17 protein-coding genes and 1 tRNA gene are annotated in these 18997 nt (G+C 67.2%); 5 read left to right on the forward strand and 13 right to left on the reverse strand.

All coding sequences use genetic code 11. The features are described from left to right. Positions 1 to 62 precede the first annotated feature (62 nt). From hemW to rph, 4 genes are read right to left on the reverse strand one after another with little or no spacing between them, the layout of a single operon-like run. Positions 63 to 1289, reverse strand: coding sequence for a radical SAM family heme chaperone HemW (gene hemW / locus SSKA14_RS06185; protein ID WP_008266304.1), 1227 nt, complete (start codon positions 1287 to 1289; stop codon positions 63 to 65). 57 nt (positions 1290 to 1346) lie between these two features. Continuing rightward, complete coding sequence (rdgB, locus tag SSKA14_RS06190) at positions 1347 to 1943, reverse strand: RdgB/HAM1 family non-canonical purine NTP pyrophosphatase (RefSeq protein ID WP_008267199.1); 597 nt, start codon at positions 1941 to 1943, stop codon at positions 1347 to 1349. Further along, positions 1940 to 2329 carry a VOC family protein gene (locus SSKA14_RS06195; RefSeq protein ID WP_008266541.1) on the reverse strand — a complete coding sequence of 130 codons (390 nt, stop codon included), beginning with the start codon at positions 2327 to 2329 and terminating at the stop codon, positions 1940 to 1942. The genes rdgB and SSKA14_RS06195 overlap by 4 nt, the downstream gene beginning before the upstream one ends. Further along, positions 2326 to 3051 carry a ribonuclease PH gene (gene rph, locus SSKA14_RS06200; RefSeq protein WP_008267511.1) on the reverse strand — a complete coding sequence of 242 codons (726 nt, stop codon included), beginning with the start codon at positions 3049 to 3051 and terminating at the stop codon, positions 2326 to 2328. Before rph ends, SSKA14_RS06195 begins: the two co-directional genes overlap by 4 nt. A gap of 124 nt (positions 3052 to 3175) precedes the next feature. Here rph and SSKA14_RS06205 point away from each other — a divergent pair, with 124 nt between their 5' ends. Next, positions 3176 to 4036, forward strand: coding sequence for a YicC/YloC family endoribonuclease (locus SSKA14_RS06205; protein WP_040007165.1), 861 nt, complete (start codon positions 3176 to 3178; stop codon positions 4034 to 4036). Between the two features lie 42 nt (positions 4037 to 4078). Here SSKA14_RS06205 and selD read toward each other — a convergent pair whose 3' ends face one another. From selD to fdnG, 9 genes are all read right to left on the reverse strand, one after another. Beyond that, positions 4079 to 5158: a selenide, water dikinase SelD gene (gene selD / locus SSKA14_RS06210; RefSeq protein WP_040007167.1), complete on the reverse strand. Its 1080-nt coding sequence runs from the start codon at positions 5156 to 5158 to the stop codon at positions 4079 to 4081. A gap of 26 nt (positions 5159 to 5184) precedes the next feature. Beyond that, positions 5185 to 5280 (reverse strand) — tRNA-Sec (locus SSKA14_RS06215). Between the two features lie 24 nt (positions 5281 to 5304). Continuing rightward, on the reverse strand, positions 5305 to 7236 hold the full coding sequence (gene selB / locus SSKA14_RS06220; RefSeq protein ID WP_008267379.1) for a selenocysteine-specific translation elongation factor: 1932 nt from the start codon (positions 7234 to 7236) through the stop codon (positions 5305 to 5307). Next, positions 7233 to 8657, reverse strand: coding sequence for an L-seryl-tRNA(Sec) selenium transferase (gene selA / locus SSKA14_RS06225; RefSeq protein WP_008265789.1), 1425 nt, complete (start codon positions 8655 to 8657; stop codon positions 7233 to 7235). Before selA ends, selB begins: the two co-directional genes overlap by 4 nt. A 4-nt stretch (positions 8658 to 8661) precedes the next feature. Next, complete coding sequence (gene fdhE / locus SSKA14_RS06230) at positions 8662 to 9645, reverse strand: formate dehydrogenase accessory protein FdhE (protein ID WP_008268058.1); 984 nt, start codon at positions 9643 to 9645, stop codon at positions 8662 to 8664. After that, positions 9626 to 9775, reverse strand: coding sequence for a hypothetical protein (locus tag SSKA14_RS23755; RefSeq protein WP_008265633.1), 150 nt, complete (start codon positions 9773 to 9775; stop codon positions 9626 to 9628). The genes fdhE and SSKA14_RS23755 overlap by 20 nt, the downstream gene beginning before the upstream one ends. 325 nt (positions 9776 to 10100) lie before the next feature. Then, positions 10101 to 10748 carry a formate dehydrogenase subunit gamma gene (locus SSKA14_RS06235; RefSeq protein ID WP_008264964.1) on the reverse strand — a complete coding sequence of 216 codons (648 nt, stop codon included), beginning with the start codon at positions 10746 to 10748 and terminating at the stop codon, positions 10101 to 10103. Further along, a complete protein-coding gene (fdxH, locus tag SSKA14_RS06240) occupies positions 10745 to 11659 on the reverse strand; it encodes a formate dehydrogenase subunit beta (RefSeq protein ID WP_008265598.1) in 915 nt (304 codons plus the stop codon). Before fdxH ends, SSKA14_RS06235 begins: the two co-directional genes overlap by 4 nt. 10 nt (positions 11660 to 11669) lie before the next feature. Further along, positions 11670 to 14738 (reverse strand): formate dehydrogenase-N subunit alpha, encoded by a 3069-nt coding sequence (gene fdnG, locus SSKA14_RS06245; protein WP_157635916.1) that lies wholly within the window; start codon positions 14736 to 14738, stop codon positions 11670 to 11672. Between the two features lie 293 nt (positions 14739 to 15031). Between fdnG and gmk the strand changes: the two genes are divergently transcribed. The 4 genes from gmk to SSKA14_RS06270 all read left to right on the forward strand — a co-directional run bounded on the left by gmk (position 15032) and on the right by SSKA14_RS06270 (position 18994). Further along, positions 15032 to 15697, forward strand: a complete 666-nt coding sequence (gene gmk, locus SSKA14_RS06255; RefSeq protein ID WP_006466566.1) for a guanylate kinase — start codon at positions 15032 to 15034, stop codon at positions 15695 to 15697. A gap of 110 nt (positions 15698 to 15807) precedes the next feature. Next, on the forward strand, positions 15808 to 16107 hold the full coding sequence (gene rpoZ / locus SSKA14_RS06260; RefSeq protein ID WP_005410877.1) for a DNA-directed RNA polymerase subunit omega: 300 nt from the start codon (positions 15808 to 15810) through the stop codon (positions 16105 to 16107). Between the two features lie 105 nt (positions 16108 to 16212). Next, the gene (locus SSKA14_RS06265) at positions 16213 to 18375 is read left to right on the forward strand and encodes a bifunctional (p)ppGpp synthetase/guanosine-3',5'-bis(diphosphate) 3'-pyrophosphohydrolase (RefSeq protein WP_006466563.1); all 2163 of its coding nucleotides are present in this window, start codon (positions 16213 to 16215) and stop codon (positions 18373 to 18375) included. Between the two features lie 232 nt (positions 18376 to 18607). Then, the gene (locus SSKA14_RS06270; RefSeq protein ID WP_005410875.1) at positions 18608 to 18994 is read left to right on the forward strand and encodes a RidA family protein; all 387 of its coding nucleotides are present in this window, start codon (positions 18608 to 18610) and stop codon (positions 18992 to 18994) included. The last annotated feature ends 3 nt before the right edge of the window (positions 18995 to 18997 follow it).

An 18997-nucleotide genomic window follows, 5' to 3' on the forward strand; every position in this document is an offset into this window, starting at 1 on the left:
GGCAACGCGATCCGCACCGGATTGCCGGCCAGCGGCCGGCACTATCCGTTACGGCGGAGGCCTTACTCGTCCAGGAACAGGCTCACCACATCATTGGTGAAGCGGCGGCCCAGCTCGGTTGGCTGCACGTGGCCGTCCGCCATATGCAGCCAGCCGCGCTGCACGGCGTCGGCCAGCGGTGCGTCCAGCACGCTGCGCGGCAGGCCGGTGCGCGATTCAAAATCGCGCAGGCTGAAACCTTCGTGCAGGCGCAGCAGGTTCAGCATGTACTCGAACGGCAGCCGCCCGGGGGCGATGACATCGTCGCCGCCGAACGAGGCGGGGGTGCCCGCGCTCTCGAGGTAGGCCTGCGGATGTTTCAGTTTCCAGCGTCGCAGTACGTGCTCCTCGGCACCGGAACTGATCTTGCCGTGCGCGCCGGCGCCGATGCCCAGGTAGTCGCCGAAGCGCCAGTAGTTCAGGTTGTGCGCACTCTGCCGGCCAGGGCGCGCATAGGCGCTGACCTCGTACTGGCCAAAGCCGGCCTGTGCCAGCAGGGCCTGGCAGTGTTCCTGCATGTCCCAGGCGTTGTCCTCATCGGGAATGCCCTGCGGCGGCCGTGCGAAAAACACCGTGTTCGGTTCCAGGGTCAGCTGGTAGTGCGAGATGTGCGCCGGCTGCAGTGCGAAGGCGCGCTCCAGATCGGCCTCGGCGCCGGCCAGGGTCTGTTCCGGCAGCGCGTACATCAGGTCGATGTTGAAATTGTCGTAGCCCGCGTCCTGCGCCATCTTCACCGCGCGCTCGGCCTCGCCACTGTCGTGGATGCGGCCCAGGCGCTTGAGCATCGCGTCGTCGAAACTCTGGATGCCGAAGCTGAGGCGGTTCACGCCGGCCGCGCGGTAGCGGTCGAAGCGGCCGTGTTCGGCGGTGCCGGGGTTGGTTTCCAGGGTGATCTCGGCATTGGGCGCGAAGCGCAGGCGCGCGCTGGCCTGCTGCAGGAAACGGTCGATCGCTTCCGGGGGGAACAGGCTGGGCGTGCCGCCACCGAAGAACACGCTGTGCACCACCCGGCCCCAGACCAGCGGCAGGTCCTGGTCCAGGTCGCGCAGCAGCGCGTCGATGTAGGCATCGAACGGCAGCTCGCCCTTGGCCTGGTGCGAGTTGAAGTCGCAGTAGGGGCATTTGCGCACGCACCACGGCAGGTGCACGTACAGCGACAACGGCGGCGGCACCAGGCGCGGCGGAGTGTCGTGGTCGCCCGGGCAGGTTTCGCCGGGCAGGTGGTTGCAGTGGTCGTGGGCGTGCGGCATGGGCTTCATCGGTAGTGCCGGCCGCTGGCCGGCTTCCCTTGGGTAATCAGGAACGCATCAATACAGCGTGGCCAGCTGCTGCTTGAGCTGCTGCAGGGCGAGGGCGCGGTGGCTGATGGCGTTCTTCAGGGGCGTTTCCATCTCCGCGGCGGTCAGGCCGTGGGTGGTATCCAGGAACACCGGGTTGTAGCCGAAGCCGTTGCTGCCGCGCGGTTCGCGGGTGATCTGCCCTTCCCAGCGGCCCTCGCAGATCAGTGGCTGCGGGTCGGTGGCATGGCGCAGCAGGACGATCACCGCATAGAAGCGGGCGCTGCGCTGGCCGTCGGGCACTTCGGCCATCGCGTCCAGCAGCTTGGCGTTGTTGGCCGCGGCATTGGTCGGCTGCCCGGCATAGCGCGCGCTGTACAGGCCCGGTGCACCGTCGAGGGCATCGACGATCAGGCCCGAATCATCGGCCAGCGCCGGCAGGCCGGTCGCTTGGCAGGCCGCGCGTGCCTTCAGCAGCGCGTTCTCGACGAAGGTCAGGCCGGTCTCTTCCACGTCGCCCAGGCCCAGCTCGGCGGCGGAGGTGATCTGCAACGGCAGGTCGGCGAGGATTTCCTGCATCTCCACCAGCTTGCCGGCGTTGTGGCTGGCCAGTACCAGTTTCTTCATTGGCGGGGCTCCAGCAGGTCCCAGGTATTGCCATACAGATCGCGGAACACCGCGACTGTTGCATAGGGTTCTTCGCGCGGTGCTTCCAGGAACTCGACCCCGGCGGCGAGCATCGCCGCGTGGTCGCGGTGGAAGTCATCGGTGTTGAGGAAGAAGGCGACCCGGCCACCGGTCTGGTTGCCGATGCGGCTGCGCTGTTCCTCGTTGCTGGCGCGGGCCAGCAGCAGGGCGGCGGCACTGCCGTCGGTCGGCCCGACCACCACCCAGCGCTTGCTGCCCTGGTCGATGTCTTCCAGCAGCGAGAAGCCGAGCTTGCCGGTGTACCAGGCGATGGCTTCGTCGTAATCGGCCACCACGAGGGTGGTCAGGGCAAGGCGCCGGTTCATGCCGACAGTGCCGCCTGCTGCGCGGCCAGCAGTTCGCGCACGCCCTTCTCGGCCAGGCCCAGAAGGGCGTCCAGCTCGTCGCGGCGGAAGGCGTGGCCTTCGGCGGTGCCCTGCAGCTCGATGAAGCCGCCACCGTCGTTCATCACCACGTTCATGTCGGTGTCGCAGTCGCTGTCTTCGGCGTAGTCCAGGTCAAGTACCGGCGTGCCGCGGTACACGCCCACCGACACGGCCGCGACCGCGCCCAGGATCGGGTTGCGCTTGATGTCGCCGCGCTTCATCAGCACGTTCACTGCATCGACCAGGGCCACGTAGGCGCCGGTGATGGCGGCGGTGCGGGTGCCACCGTCGGCCTGCAGCACGTCGCAGTCGAGGGTGATGGTGCGCTCGCCCAGCGCGTTGCGGTCCACGCAGGCACGCAGGCTGCGGCCGATCAGGCGCTGGATCTCCAGCGTGCGGCCGCCCTGCTTGCCACGCGCCGCTTCGCGGTCGCTGCGGGTGTGGGTGGCACGCGGCAGCATGCCGTACTCGGCGGTCACCCAGCCTTCGCCCTTGCCGCGCAGGAAGCCCGGCACGCGGTTCTCGACACTGGCGGTGCACAGCACGCGGGTTTCACCGAAGCACACCAGCACCGAACCCTCGGCATGGCGGGTGAAGCCGCGTTGGATGACGACCGGGCGGAGCTGGTCGGGCTGGCGGCCGCTGGGGCGGGAATCGGACATGGTGCAGGTTCCGTAATGGCGTGGGAGTACGCCGCCATGCCCGCGGCCTTCACGGGGCGGGCAAGGGGGCTCAGGTGAGGGCGCTAGGGTACCATTCCCCCTTTGCACGCACCGGACACATTCCATGATTCGAAGCATGACCGCCTATGCCGGCGGCGAGCGGGTCACCCCGTGGGGCACGCTGGGCTGCGAGCTGCGCTCGGTCAACCACCGCTTCCTGGAGGTGGGCACCCGCCTGCCCGAGGAACTGAGGGCGCTGGAGCCGCAGCTGCGTGAACGCATTGCGGCGCGCCTGAGCCGCGGCAAGCTGGATCTGGTGATGCGCCTGCGCGCGCCGGAAGCGGCGGGCAGCCTGCAGGTCAATGAGGTGCTGCTGGGGCAGCTGGGCCAGCTGGCACACAGGCTGACCTCCGATTTCCCGAACCTGCAGGTCAGCTTCACTGAACTGCTGCAGCTGCCGGGTGTGACCCAGGGCGAGGCGACCGACGCGGCAGCGTTGCAGGCCGAGGCGCTGTCGCTGCTCGATCAGGTGCTGGACGGCTTCGTTGCCGCCCGTGAGCGTGAAGGCGACAAGCTGTCCACGGCCATTGCCGAGCGCGTGGATGGCATCGAGCGCATCGCCGCCGAAGTGCGCACCTTGATCCCGGCCATTCGCGACGGCCAGCGCGCCAAGCTGGCCGCACGCCTGGCCGACCTGCCGCACCCGGTCGATCCCGGCCGCGCCGAGCAGGAACTGGTGCTGTGGCTGCAGAAGCTGGACGTGGATGAGGAACTGGACCGCCTGGGCAGCCACATCGTCGAGATCCGCCGGGTGCTCAAGCAGCGCGAGCCGGTCGGCCGCCGCCTGGACTTCCTGCTGCAGGAGTTCAACCGCGAAGCCAACACGCTGGGCTCGAAGTCGGTGGACAGCCGTACGTCCAATGCGGCGGTCGAACTGAAGGTGCTGATCGACCAGATCCGCGAGCAGGTACAGAACATCGAGTGAGACGGCTGGGGCGCCTTCGCGCGCCCTTCTTCGGTCCGCCGCTCAGACCACGCTGACGCCCGACGCTCCCGCGTTCAGGCGGCCCACCACGGCCGCCTGGGCGAACCCCGCATCGTGGAAACAGGCCAGCACCGCATCCGCCGCTTCCGGTGCACACGACACCAGCAGGCCGCCGCTGGTCTGCGGATCGGTCAGCAATGGCTGCCAATGCGCCGCCAGGCCCTCGGCGAACTGCACCTCGGCGCCATACGAGGCCCAGTTGCGGCTGGAGGCGCCGGTCACGCAGCCACGCTGCAGCAACGCCAGGGCCTGTGCCAGCAGCGGCACCTGTGCACTGTCCACCTCGGCAGCGACGCCGCTGGCGCGGCACACTTCCAGCAGATGGCCGAGCAGGCCGAAGCCGGTGACGTCGGTCATCGCGTGCACGCCGTCCAATGCGGCCAGCGGCACGCCAACGGTGTTCAGGCGGGTGGTTGATTCGACCATCTGCCGGTAGCCGTCGGCATCCAGCAGTTCCTTCTTCAGTGCCGACGAATACACGCCCACGCCGAGCGGCTTGCCCAGCACCAGCACGTCGCCGGCGCGGGCATCGGCGTTGCGCTTGAGCCGCTGCGGGTCGAGCACGCCGATCGCGGCCAGGCCGTAGATGGGCTCCACCGAATCGATGCTGTGGCCACCGGCGACCACGATGCCCGCATCGGCACAGGCGCGTTCGCCACCCTGCAGGATGCCGCGGATGTTGTCCTGCGGCAGCGTATTGATCGGCATGCCGACGATGGCCAGCGCGAACAGTGGCCGCGCGCCCATCGCATACAGGTCAGACAGCGCGTTGGTCGCGGCGATGCGGCCGAAGTCGAACGGGTCGTCGACGATCGGCATGAAGAAATCGGTGGTGGCGACGATCGCCTGGCGATCATCGAGGCGATACACCGCCGCGTCGTCGCTGGTCTCACGCCCGACCAGCAGTTCGGCCGGTGCGGGAAGCGCCGGAATCCCACGCAGCAGCTCGGAAAGCACCCCCGGCGCGATCTTGCAGCCGCAACCACCACCATGGGCCAGCGAGGTCAGGCGTTGCGGGGCATCGGCGGGTAAAGGGGCGGGGGACTGCGCGTGCGTGGCCATGCCGACATCTCCTGCGGAAACACCAATGGCGGAAGGCAGCAGGAGTCGAACCTACCAGGGAACGATCGACGCCCCCTACTGGGTTTGAAGCCCAGCCGCATGCCCGGATGCGCATGCCTTCCGAAAGTACGGCGATGCCGGTGTGCTCAACCGTGGGGGGCGTTCCATTGCAGATCGCCACGCGGCCGATGCTGGTCACCGACGCGTCGAGTGTAGCCAACGCGATTGAAGAACTCCAAAATCTGGATGCTGCGCTTGCGGCCCAGGCCGATGGCATCGCGGAAGGCGGCCGCATCCACGCTGCCCGTGGCCTGTGACAGCTGCGCGATGATCGCAGCGAGTTCGGCGATGCGGGCCGGTGCATAGAACAGGTCCGGTACCACCTGGAACAGTTCGCCGCGCGCTGCGGCACGGCGCAGGATCGCGCGGACGTCGTCTTCGGCGAGGCCAAGCCCGTCGGCCAGGGTACGCACCCATGGCGGATCGAATCCGCCGGCGTGCAGCTGTGGCAGCACGCGTTCGAGCAGCTGGCGTTCGCGTTCCGGTGGCGCGTGGTCGTGGCCGGGCAGGCGCCACCATGCCCCCACGCGCTGCACGCTGCCGTGGTCGAGCAGATCCTGCAGCAGCGCGTTCCACAGGCCGGCCGCCAGCGCAGGAAGGGTACTGCGCTGCAGGCGTCCGCTGTCGACACCGGGTTCGTCCGGTCGTCGCTCGTGCCAACCCCGCAGCGAGGTGATCACCTGCTCGCCAAGCGCCTGCCAGTGTGAGGCGAGGATGATTACCGTGTCATCGCGGATGGCGATGCGTCGCGTGTCCGCGGGCAGGTCGATGCGGTCGGCGGCACGTCGGCAGTAGCGTTGCAGGGCGGTAGCGGGAATGCCGGCAGGCGCCTGGTGCAGCAGCGGACCCGGCCCGGCGCCGGCCGCCAGTTGTTCCAGCGCCGCCAGCCACGCAAGCCGGGCCGGGCTGCGCCGTCGCCGTTGCGGAGGCTCCGGGTCGAGCACGATGCCGCCTCCCAACGTATGGGTGGCCGCCGAGTCGCGGGCGATGAAACGGTCGCCGCACATCGCGCAGACCGGTACATCGAACACCAGCTGCACGAGCTGTCCGTTGCCGTGGTCATGATCTTCCAGCAGCACCGCATGGGCCTGCCGGTGCATCGTGCCCCAGTGGATGTGCAAAGGCGCCCGGTCGCGCAGCGGCGGCGCCAGCGCGGAAAGCCGCAGGCGCACGTCGACGCGGGTGGTGGCCCGCATTGCACGCGGATCGGCAATCCAGTCGCCACGGTTGATGTCGTCGCGGGCGATGGCCGCCAGGTTCAGTGCGCAGCGCTGACCGGCCATCGCGTGGTCGCTGGCCTGGTTCTGCGCATGGATGCTGCGCACGCGCACGTCGGTGGAAGCCGGCATCAGCTGCAGGTGCTCGCCTGCCGTGGCGATACCGCCGTGCACCGCGCCGGTCACCAGCGTGCCGTGCCCCGCCAGCGAGAACACGCGGTCCACCGGCATGCGGAACAGTTCACGGCGCAGCGCGTCCTGGCGCGCGCTGGCATCGCCCGCGGCCCATGCGTGCAGGCGGGCGCGCAACGCGTCGATGCCTGCATCCTCGGGCGCGGTGCTGTTGCAGGCAAACACAGGGGAATCCTGCAGCGGCGTGCCGGCCAGCAGCGCGGCGATCTCGATCTCGACCCGGGCGATACGCGCGGCATCCACCCGGTCGATCTTGGTCAGTGCCACCACGCCGCGATCCACGCCCAGCAGCTGCAGGATCGCCAGATGCTCGCGGGTCTGCGGCATCACCCCATCGTCGGCAGCGACCACCAGCAGGGCGACGTCGATGCCGGTGGCGCCGGCCACCATCGTGTGCACGAAGCGCTCGTGGCCCGGCACATCCACGAAGCCCAGCATTGCGGCCGGGCCCTGCGCGTCGGTGCCTTCAAGGGGGACGTACGCGTAGCCCAGCTCGATGGAGATGCCGCGCGTGCGTTCTTCCTGCAGGCGATCGGTCTCGATGCCGGTCAGTGCGCGTACCAGGCGCGTCTTGCCATGGTCGATATGCCCGGCGGTGCCGACGATCATGCCTGCAGCGTGCTCCATTGGGCGAGGAAGTCCGCTTCGTCGGCGGGTTCCAGGCAGCGCAGGTCCAGCCACAGCGCATCATCGGCGACGCGGCCCAACACCGGCCGGGGCAGCTGGCGCAGGCGCGTGGCCAGGCGATCCAGACCACCACGACGGGCCGATGTGACCCGTAGCCCGGCGCTGGCCAGCTGCGCCTGCGGTTGCGCGCCGCTGCCGATCTGGCTGTGCATCGATGCCGGTTCAACGCTGTAGTCGGCCGTCATCGCGGACCGCATCGGCGGCAGCAGGCGCTGTGCCTGTGCATCGATGTCCTGCTGCGTGCGCGTCAGCGTCCGCAGGGTGGGCAACCGTTGCGTCAGGTACTCCGGCTCGCGGTACAGGGACAGTACCGCTTCCAGCGCGGCCAGGCCCATCTTGTCCATGCGCAGTGCCCGCTTCAGCGGGTTGCGGTTGATCCGCGCGATCAGGTCGGCCCGGCCGGCAATGATGCCGGCCTGCGGCCCACCCAGCAGCTTGTCGCCGCTGAATGAAACCAGATCGGCACCGGCAGCCAGTGCGTCCTGCACGGTTGGCTCATGTGGCAGGCCGAAGGTGGCCAGATCACACAGGCTGCCACTGCCCAGGTCCACTGCCAGCGGCAGCCCATGCTGGTGCGCGATGGCGGCCATCGCCGCGGTATCGACCTTGGCGGTGAAGCCGGTGATCGCGTAGTTGCTGGCATGCACCTCCATCAGCAGCGCGGTGCGGGCGCCGATGGCGTTGGCGAAGTCGGCCGGATGGGTGCGGTTGGTGGTGCCCACTTCCAGCAGCCGCGCCCCGGCGCTACGCATCACATCAGGAATGCGGAAGGCACCGCCGATCTCCACCAGCTCGCCGCGTGAGACCACCACCTCGCGGCGGTTGGCCAGGCTGTTGAGCAGCAGCAGGACCGCCGCCGCATTGTTGTTCACCACGGTGGCGGCTTCGGCGCCGGTCAGCTCGCAGACCAGCGCCTGCACCCGTGCATCGCGGTCGCCACGGCGGCCGAGGCTGACGTCGAATTCCAGATCGATCGGCGCGGTCATCGCGCGGGTGACCGCGTGCACGGCGGCTTCGGGCAACAGGGCACGGCCGAGGTTGGTGTGTAATACGGTGCCGGTGAGGTTGAACATCGGCTGCAGGTCCAGCCGCGCATCGATGGCCAGTGAGGCCTCGATCGCTGCGATCAGCGCCGGAGCGTCGATCGCCCCCTGCAGCTGCGTGGTCGAAAGCTGGCCGGCACTGATGCGGTCACGCAGGATCTGCAGATGCGCACGCAGCAGCTGGGTGATGCGGCTGCGACCGTGGCCTTCGATCAGTGCCGCCAACGCAGGCAGGCGCAGCAGCCGGTCCAGCGAAGGCAGGGCGGTGGCCGATGCCGGGGCGGGGGGCGTGACTGTCATCGCCTCAATCGCCGTCGGATTGCCACAGCAGCGGATTCTGGCTGGCACGTGCGTAGCCTTCCTCGCCCAGCAGCAGGTCCAGCGACAGCGTGCCGAGATCATCGGCGACCGGTTCCAGCGCCGGGTCCTTCTCCAGATACAGGATCTTGCGGTAGCTGTGGCAGTGATCGCAGGTCTCGGCACGTACGGCGCTTTCACGTACGGCTTCGCCGCTGTCGCCGTCCACATCGGCCAGAGCGCGGTAGGCGATGTCCTTGCCGGCGGCGCCGCACTGGCTGCACTGCACGCGCACGTAGTGCCACTGGCAGGCACACAGCGAGCACGAAAGATAACGGTAGGACGCGTAGGGCGGCCGTGCCTGCACCACGCTGGCCACCGGCAGGGTGCCGCACAACGGGCACAGCCCCGGCGCATCGGCCAGCGGTTTCAGGTCGGTCGGGCGGAAGCTGTCGGCCAGCACTGCCCAGTACACCTGCAGCGCGTTCATCACCAGCAGCGCGGCCACCGCATCCAGCGATGGCGCATCATCGCGCTCCAGCACGGCATGCGCCTGTGCATCGAGCCATGCGTCATCGGCAGCGGCAACGCGCTGGAGTTCCTGTCGGGTTTCCGCCGGCAGCCCGGCCTCATCGGCGCAGTGCCGGCACAATGTGCGTAGCCAGTCGCGCCAGTGCCCATCCAGCTGCAGCGTGTTGGCCGGCCGCAACGGCATCCCGGCGCCGGCCGCCGCACTCGATTGCTGGGAACGCGCCTGCGCCTGCAGGGTCTCGCATTGCTGCGGCGTCAACTCGTCCAACAGCGACTGCTGCGCATCGGCCAGGGCCGCCAGCAGCTGCAGATAGCCGCCGATGGCGCTGTGCGCAGCCAGGCTGCGCAATCGCGCCGCACGTCCAGCGAACAGCGAAGCGGTATCGGGCAGGATGATGCGCGGAACATCGCGCGAGGCCAGCGTCTCGATTTCACCGGGTTCAAGGATGCGTTGCGCCATGCCGGGCCAGCCAGAAGAACCAGCCTCCATCCTCGCCGTTGTCGGCGCTGGCGTCCAGCGCGTCAAAGTCACTGCAGTCGAGCAATGCAGTCGAGCATGGCTCGACCCTACAAAAGCCGACTTCGATCATTGCCGTTCATTGTGTCGACCAAGGTCGACACCCACCAACAGCAGCGGGAAACCAACAGCAGCGGGAAACTGTCGAAGGCGGGGCACTGTGGGTTTGCGGGGTGTCCGCGGCATGGATGCCGCGGCCAAGCCCCCAGGGGTGAGGGCGCTTTGCTTGCGAAGCACTGCTTCGCAAGCGCCCGAACGCACAGCCGCCAGCGGCTGGGCCGGACCGCGGAGCGGGGTTTACGGCGTCCCCGCAAACCCACAGTGCCCCGCCATCCCCCGGATAGCTGCTCTTGCTGTGGCTTTGGCTTGCAGCGGGTGCAGGGCCGCAGGCCCTGCCACTAACCCTCTTCCCGCCGCCCGCGCAGGATGTCCCGGAACCACTGCCGATGGTGCTTGTACGCCCACCCATAGGTCACCTTGCCCTGGGTCATCGCCCGCACCGAACCCTTGATCCAGATCGCCGCATAGATATGCACCACGATCGCGCAGACCAGCACCCAGCCGAACAGCGCATGGGCCAGCACTGAGAAACGGATCACCCCGATCGGGAAGAAGTGGCTGAAGTACTGCCGCCAGATCACGAAGCCGGTCAGCAGCAGCGCCGACAGGCAACCGATGATGGCCCAGAACAACAACTTCTGGCCGGCATTGAAGCGGCCCACCGGCGGCAGCTTCTCATCCTCGTTGCGCAGCACATCGCGCATGCCGCGCATCCACGCGCGGTCATCGGCGCTGAGGAAGTTGTCACGCCACATCCGCAGTGCCAGCAGGGCAAAGCCGATCACCATGGCCAGGCCGATGAACGGGTGCAGGATGCGCGTCCACGGCCCGCCACCGAACAGCTGGGTCAACGGAAACAGGGCAGGGTGGAACAGCGCCAGCCCGGACAGCGCGGTCAGCACGAAGCAGATCGCCACGATCCAGTGATTGATGCGGGTCGGCGTGCGGTAGCGGATGATCTCGCGGGGGCGTGGGGCGCGGCTCATGACCGGTCCTCCTCGATCTTCTCTGCCTCACGCTCGGCGTGTTCTTCCTCTTCCTCGTCCACCGTGTTGCGGCCGATGCCGATGTAATGCAGGAAGCCGACAAAGGCGGTAGCGGCAATGGCCAGCACGCCCAGCGGCTTGGCCACGCCCTTCCACACTTCCACCATCGGGCTGATGCGCGGGTCCCTGGGCAGGTCGGCGTACAGCTCGGGCTTGTCGACGTGCTGCAGCACGTACATCACGTGGGTGCCGCCGACGCCCTGCGGGTCATACAGGCCGGCGTTCTCGTAGCCGCGTGATTTCAGGTCCTCCACGCGGCCGGCAGCATGCTCGGTCATCGCCTGCTTGCTGCCGAAGGTGATCGCGCCGGTCGGGCAGGTCTTCACACAGGCCGGCTCCTGGCCCACCGCCACGCGGTCCGAGCACAGCGTGCACTTGTAGGCCTTGTGGTCCTTCTTGGAAATGCGCGGGACGTCGAACGGGCAGCCGGTGACACAGTAGCCGCAGCCAATGCAGTTCTCTTCCTGGAAATCGACGATGCCGTTGGCGTACTGGATGATCGCGCCCGGCGACGGGCAGGCCTTCAGGCAACCCGGATCGCTGCAGTGCATGCAGCCTTCCTTGCGGATCAGCCATTCCAGCTTGCCCTGCTCGTCCTCGTACTCGCGGAACTTCATCACCGTCCACGACTGTTCGCTCAGGTCGGGCGGGTTGTCATAGCTGCCGACGCAGCTGCCGACCTCGTCGCGCAGGTCGTTCCACTCCATGCAGGCAACCTGGCAGGCCTTGCAGCCGATGCATTTGCTCACATCGATCAGCTTGGCGACCTGGCCGGTGTGCGCACCACGCGCCTCCGGCGAGGGCGTGGTGGTGGCCGAGCGGCGGATGATGTCCAGCGATTGCAGTGACATGACGTGTCTCCTACACCTTCTCGACCTTGACCAGGATGCACTTCGATTCGGGCGTCTGCGAGTTGCCGTCACCGATGGCGTTGGTCAGCGTATTGGCGATGTAGCCGGGCTTGGCCGCACCGAGGAAGCCCCAGTGGATCGGCACGCCCACCTGGTGCACGGTGCGGCCATCGATCTGCAGGGCCTTGATGCGCTTGGTCACCATCGCCACCGCTTCGATGTGGCCACGCTTGGAACTGACCCGCACGCGGCTGCCGTTGTTGATGCCCAACTCGTCGGCCAATGCCGCGCCGATCTCGACGAACTGCTCGGGCTGGATGATGGCGTTGAGCTTGCCGTGCTTGGTCCAGAAGTGGAAATGCTCGGTCAGGCGGTAGGTGGTGGCCACATGCGGGAACTCATCCGGTGAACCGATCTGCGCGCGATCGCTGGCGAACACGCGCGCCGCCGGGTTGTTCAGCGTCAGCGCCTGGCCGGGGCTGAGCGGGTTGCTGCGCAATGGAGTATCGAACGGCTCGTAGTGTTCCGGGAACGGGCCCTCGGCCATGCCGGCCTTGGCGAAGAAGCGGGCGATGCCTTCGGGGTTCATGATGAACGGCCCCATGCCGCCGGCCGGATCTTCGTCGGCCTTGAAATCCGGCACGTCCACGCTGCCCCAGTTCTTGCCGTTCCATGCCAGCAGCGTGCGGCGCGGATCGAACGGTTGGCCAGCCACGTCGCACGAGGCGCGGTTGTACATCACGCGGCGGTTGGCCGGCCACGCCCAGGCCCAGCCCAGCGTATTGCCGATGCCAGTGGGGTCGCTGTTGTCACGCCGCGCCATCATGTTGCCGGTCGGGCCCCAGGCGCCGATGTAGATCCAGCAGCCCGACGAGGTGGTGCCATCGTCGCGCAGGTCGCCGAACGCGGCCAGCTGCTCGCCGGCCTTGCGCACCAGCTTGGTCGGGTCCTTCGGATCGAACACGTCCGCCAGCGCCTTGCCGTTGTATTCCATCGCCAGTTCTTCCGGCGTCGGCACCTCCGGGTTGGAATACTTCCAGGCCAGATCGCGCACCGGTTCCCACCATGCGCCGCCATCCTTCTCGTACATCGCCTTGATGCGATGGAACAGCTCGGACATGATCTCGATGTCGCTGCGCGCCTCGCCCGGTGGATTGGCGCCTTTCCAGTGCCACTGCAGCCAGCGCGAGGAGTTCACCACCGCGCCGTTTTCCTCGGCGAAGGAGGTGGTCGGCAGGCGGAACACTTCGGTCTGGATGGCGCGGGGATCGACATCGTTCAGCGCGCCGTGGTTCTGCCAGAAGGCAATCGTCTCGGTTTCCAGCGGGTCCATGCTGACCATGAACTTCAGCTTGGAGAACGCGCTGATCAGCTTGCCCTTGTTCGGCGCCGAGGCCAGTGGATTGAAGCCCTGGCAGATGTAACCGTGGATCTTGCCTTCGTTCATCAGCTCGTACGCCTGCAGCATGTCGTACGGCTTGTCGAGCTTGGGCAGGTAGTCGAAGCACCAGTTGTTGTCGGCGGTGGCGGCGTCGCCCCACCACGATTTCATCAGGCTGACATGGAACTTCGGATAGTTCTGCCAGAACGACATCTGGTTGGCGCGCAGCGGCTTCTGCGTGCGCTTGGCGATGTAGGCGTCGTAGTCCTGTTCGTCCTGTTTCGGCAACGTCAGGTAGCCGGGCAGCAGGTCGGACATCAGGCCGATGTCGGTCAGGCCCTGGATGTTGGAATGCCCACGCAGCGCGTTCATGCCGCCGCCGGCCACGCCGATGTTGCCCAGCAGCAGCTGCACCATGGTGCCGGCACGCACGTTCTGCGCGCCCACCGAGTGCTGCGTCCAGCCCAGCGCGTACAGGATGGTCATCGCCTTGTCCTTGCCGGCGGTGGACGCGATCATGTCCCAGACCTGGCGGATGCTGTCGGCCGGCGTACCGCAGATGCGTTCGACCATCTCCACGGTGTAGCGCGCGTAGTGCTGCTTGAGCAGGGTGTAGACGCAGCGCGGGTCCTTCAGCGTCGGGTCGCTGCGTACGAAGCCATCATCACCATACACGTAGTCCCAGCTGGAACGGTCATAGCTGCGCTTCTCTTCGTTGTAGCCCGAATACAGGCCATCCTTGAAGGCGAATTCGTCCTTCACCAGGAACGACATGTCGGTGTAGTTCAGCACGTACTCGTGCTGGATGCGGTCCTCGGTCAACAGGTAGTTGATCAGGCCGCCCAGGAACACGATGTCGGTGCCGGTACGGATCGGCGCATACACGTCGGCCACCGCGGCCGAGCGGTTGAAGCGCGGATCGACCACGATCAGGCGGGCCTTGTTGTGTGCCTTGGCTTCGGTCACCCATTTGAAGCCGCACGGGTGCGCCTCGGCGGCATTGCCACCCATGATCAGGATCAGGTCGGCATTCTTGATGTCGACCCAATGATTCGTCATCGCACCACGGCCTAGCGTCGGGGCAAGACCTGCCACCGTCGGGCCGTGTCAGACACGTGCCTGGTTGTCGAACGCCAGCATGCCGAGGGAGCGGACGACCTTGTGGGTCAGCACCGCGGTTTCATTGCTGGTGGCCGAGGCCGCCAGCATGCCGGTGGTCAGCCAGCGGTTGACCGTCTGCCCGGCCTCGTTCTTCTCTATGAAGTTGGCATCGCGGTCTTCCTTCATCAGCCGCGCGATGCGGTCCAGCGCATCGTCCCAGCTCAGCCGCTTCCACTCGTTCGAGCCCGGTGCACGATACTCGGGGTAGAGCAGGCGCGACTTGCTGTGGATGATGTCGGCCAGACCGGCACCCTTCGGGCACAGCGTGCCGCGGTTGACCGGATGGTCCGGGTCGCCTTCGATATGGAAGATGCTCGGCTCGGCGTTCTTGGCACCATCGCCGAGGCTGTACATCAGGATGCCGCAGGCCACCGAACAGTAGGTACAGGTGTTGCGGGTCTCGGTCGCGCGGGTCAGCTTGTACTGCCGGACCTCCGCGAGCGCGATGCCGGGCGCGAAGCCCATCAATGCCAGGCTGGAGCCCACCAGGGTTGTCCCGGTGACCTTCAGGAACTGGCGGCGACTCATCGAGGGCATGCCGTTCTCCTTGGATGGCGGGGCGGCACGCAGTCCACCCGGCTGTCGGTAGGTACGGCCCGGTTATAGCACAGGCCCCCGGATGCCCATGTGGCACAAGGTCCGGCCGCCTGGCCAAGGGGCGCGAAAAGGGGCGGCTCTGGTAAAGTTGCGTGCCCGCACCCCGGGGAGCCGTCTGCCGGGCCTGGTTCCAGGATGTTCCGTGCAGCCTCCGCCGTCCTGGCGCGATCCTCCGCGCCGGATCTGGAACATCGAGGAAAAATTTTGCGAAATCAACCAGTTGGGTTCCGTGCATGAGCGCCCCGTCACCTTCGTCGGACGCCGTCGCGCGCGGCACGCTGTACATCGTTGCCGCCCCCTCCGGCGCCGGCAAGAGCAGCATCGTCAACGCCACGCTGGCGCGTGATCCGCAGATCGCCCTGTCGATTTCCTTCACTTCGCGTGCGATGCGCCCGGGTGAAGTGAACGGCCAGCACTACCACTTCGTCAGTGCCGAAAAGTTCGAGCAGATGATCGCCGCCGGCGATTTCTTCGAGCATGCCTGGGTGCATGGTGACTGGAAGGGCACCGCCCGGCAGTCGGTGGAACCGCAGCTGGCCGCCGGCCAGGACGTGCTGCTGGAGATCGACTGGCAGGGCGCGCAGCAGGTGCGCCAGCTGGTGCCGGGCACGGTCACCGTGTTCATCCTGCCGCCGTCCAAGCAGGCGTTGCAGGACCGCATGCGCAAGCGTGGCCAGGACAGCGAGGCGGTCATCGCCCAGCGGCTTGGTGCGGCGCGTGACGAGATGCTGCACTTCAACGAGTTCGACTACGTGATCGTCAACGAGGTGTTCGACACCGCCGTCGACGAGCTGTGCGCCATCTTCACCGCCAGCCGCCTGCGCCGGGAGGCCCAGAAGGTCCGCCACGCCGGCCTGATCCAGGCCCTGTTGACCCCCGATCCGGGCGCAACTGACTGATTCCAAAAGAATCGGGTGGGGGTTGGCTTGATTTTGTCCAGCCCCTGCCAGTACACTCCGTCCCCTTTCCCTCATTCGACTGAGCGGCCGACCGGTCGCCGGGAGCCCGTATGGCCCGCATCACCGTAGAAGATTGCCTGGAAGTCGTTAACAACCGTTTCGAACTGGTCATGATGGCTTCCAAGCGTGCCCGCCAGCTCGCCAACGGCGTGCAGGCCACGCTGGACAACAGCGAGACCGAGGACAAGCCGACCGTGCTGGCGCTGCGCGAGATCGCCGCCCGCAAGATCGACAACGCGCTGATCGACGAAGTCGAGAAGGCCGAGCGTGAGCGCGCCGAGCGCGAAGCGCTGGAGTGGGCCGCCGCGGAAGTGGTTGCCGACGAAGACATGTCCAAGAACGACGATTGATCGCATCGATCAGAGTCATTGCTGGATAGCCGAACAGCCCGCCCCGCGCGGGCTGTTTCGCATTCAGGATTTGCCGTAAACGTCGCGCTGGAATAGGCTTCGGGCATGAACCCAGGCCCCACTGCCAAGGTCGCCGCAGCCGCCACTGCCGCCGTACCCGACTACGTCCTCCAGCTTGAACGCGCCGCCCATTACCTGCCTCCGGAGCAGCTGCCGCTGCTGCGCCGTGCCTGGGAAGTCGGATCCGCCGCGCACGCTGGGCAGACGCGCAAGTCGGGCGAGCCCTATATCACCCATCCGGTGGCCGTGGCCCAGGTGCTGGCCGAGCTGGGCCTGGACGTGGAAGCACTGATCGCCGCGATCCTGCACGACACCATCGAAGACACCCCGCTGACCCGCGAGGAACTGGCGTCGGAGTTCGGTGAAGCCGTGGCCGAGCTGGTCGATGGCGTGACCAAGCTGGACAAGCTGAAGTTCCGCGACCGCCAGGAAGCGGCCGCCGAGAGCTTCCGCAAGATGCTGCTGGCGATGTCGCGCGACCTGCGCGTGATCATGATCAAGCTGGCCGACCGCCTGCACAACATGCGCACACTGGGTGCGCAGAGCCGCGAGGCGCGTGGCCGCATTGCCCGCGAGACGCTGGAGATCTACGCACCCATTGCCCAGCGGTTGGGCATGAGCCTGGTCAAGAGCGAACTGCAGAACCTCGGGTTCAAGGCGCTGTATCCGTGGCGCCACGCAATCATCGAAAAGCACATCCGCAGCCAGCCGGTGGTGCGCCGCGAAGCGATGGCGCAGGTGGAGGTGCAGTTGTCGCAGCGCCTGGCCAAGGAAGGGATCGAGCATCGGCTGATCAGCCGCATCAAGACCCCGTGGAGCATCTACAACAAGATGCGCGACGAGAACAAATCCTTCGACCAGGTGATGGACGTGTTCGGCTTCCGCCTGGTCGTGCGCAGCGTGCCCAGCTGTTACCACGCGCTGGGTTCGGTGCATGCCACCTTCAAGCCGCTGGATGGGCGCTTCCGCGATTTCATCGCCATTCCCAAGGCCAACGGTTACCAGTCGCTGCACACCGTGCTGTTCGGGCCGTATGGTTCGCCGATCGAAGTGCAGATCCGCACCGAAGAGATGGACCTGATCGCCGAACGCGGCGTGGCCGCGCACTGGACCTACAAGTTCGGTGGTGATTCGCCCAACAGCGCACAGAGCCGTGCCCACGCCTGGATCGTCGAGCTGATCGATTCGCAGCGCGCCGCCGGTTCCTCGCTGGAGTTCCTCGACAACGTCAAGGTTGACCTGTTCCCGGACGAGGTCTACCTGTTCACCCCGAAGGGCAAGATCCTGGCCCTGCCGCGCAACTCCACCGCGCTCGATTTCGCCTATGCCGTGCATACCGATGTCGGCAACATGGCGGTGGCCTCGCGGGTGGACAAGAAGCTGGTGCCGCTGCGCACCAAGCTGGTGTCCGGCCAGTCGGTGGAAATCATCACCGCGCGCTCGGCCACGCCGAAACCGCAGTGGCTGGAGTTCGTGGTCACCAGCAAGGCACGCACCGCCATCCGCCACCAGCTCAAGCAGCTGGAACACGAAGATGCCGTGCAGCTGGGCCATCGCATGCTCGACCGTGCGCTGGAAGCCATGGATTCCTCGCTGGAGCGGCTGCCGAAGGGGCGCCTGGACGCGTTCCTGGCCGAGCACCGCTTCCCGCGCCTGGAGGCCCTGCTGGCCGAAGTCGCACTGGGCAACTGGATGCCGACCCAGGCTGCGCAGGCGCTGATGGCCTACGCCGAACTGCGCGGTGGCCCGCATTCGCGCCACCACTCGCAGGAAAAGATCCTGATCAACGGCAGCGAGCGCGGCGTGGTCACCTTCGCCGGCTGCTGCCAGCCGATTCCCGGCGACGAGATCATGGGCTACCACACCGCCGGCAAGGGCATCGTGGTGCACCGCATGGACTGCCCGAACCTGGCCGAACTGCGCAAGTCGCCCGAGCGCTGGGTGCCGATCGGCTGGGACACCACCGTCTCCGGCGACTACGACACCTCGCTGGTGGTGGAAGTGGAGAACGGCACCGGTGTGCTGGCGCAGCTGGCGGCCGCCATCGCGCAGAGCCACTCCAACATCGAGCGCGTGGACTACCTGGACCGCGACTTCAACGCCGCCGTGCTGGCGTTCAACATCCAGGTGCGCGACCGCAACCACCTGGCCGAAGTGATGCGCCGCCTGCGCCGCCTGTCGGTCGTGCAGTCGGTACGCCGCCAGTAGATCCACGCCATGCGTGGATGATGGCCCGTCGCTACCGGTTGCATCGCAGTAGATCCACGCCATGTGTGGATGCTCCCGGTAGTGCCGGCCGCTGGCCGGCAACCTCGCGATGCCGGCAAGCGTTCATGGAGTTGCCGGCCAGCGGCCGGCACTACCCTCATCTGTGCAGGGTCAAAGCCGCCCCCACCCGGTACAATCACCGCTCTGTTTCCCCCAAGCTCCGGAGCGACCCATGTCCCGCCAGATCATCAACACCGAAAAGGCTCCCGCCGCCATCGGCCCGTACTCGCAGGCCGTGCGCGCCGGCAACACCGTGTACTTCTCCGGGCAGATCCCGCTCGATCCGGCTACCGGCGACATCGTCGGCGCCGGTGATGTCGAAGCCCAGGCCCGCCGTGCCTTCGACAACCTCAAGGCCGTGGCCGAAGCCGCTGGTGGCTCGCTGGACAAGGTCGTGCGGCTGGGCCTGTACCTGACCGACCTGGGCGAATTCGCCAAGGTCAACGCGGTCATGCAGGACTACTTCCAGGCGCCGTACCCGGCCCGTTCCACCATCGAAGTCTCCGGCCTGCCGAAGGGCGCCAACTTCGAGGTCGACGCGGTGATGGTCATCGACTGACCG

This window comes from Stenotrophomonas sp. SKA14, assembly GCF_000158575.1.
GTDB classification, from domain to species: domain Bacteria; phylum Pseudomonadota; class Gammaproteobacteria; order Xanthomonadales; family Xanthomonadaceae; genus Stenotrophomonas; species Stenotrophomonas forensis.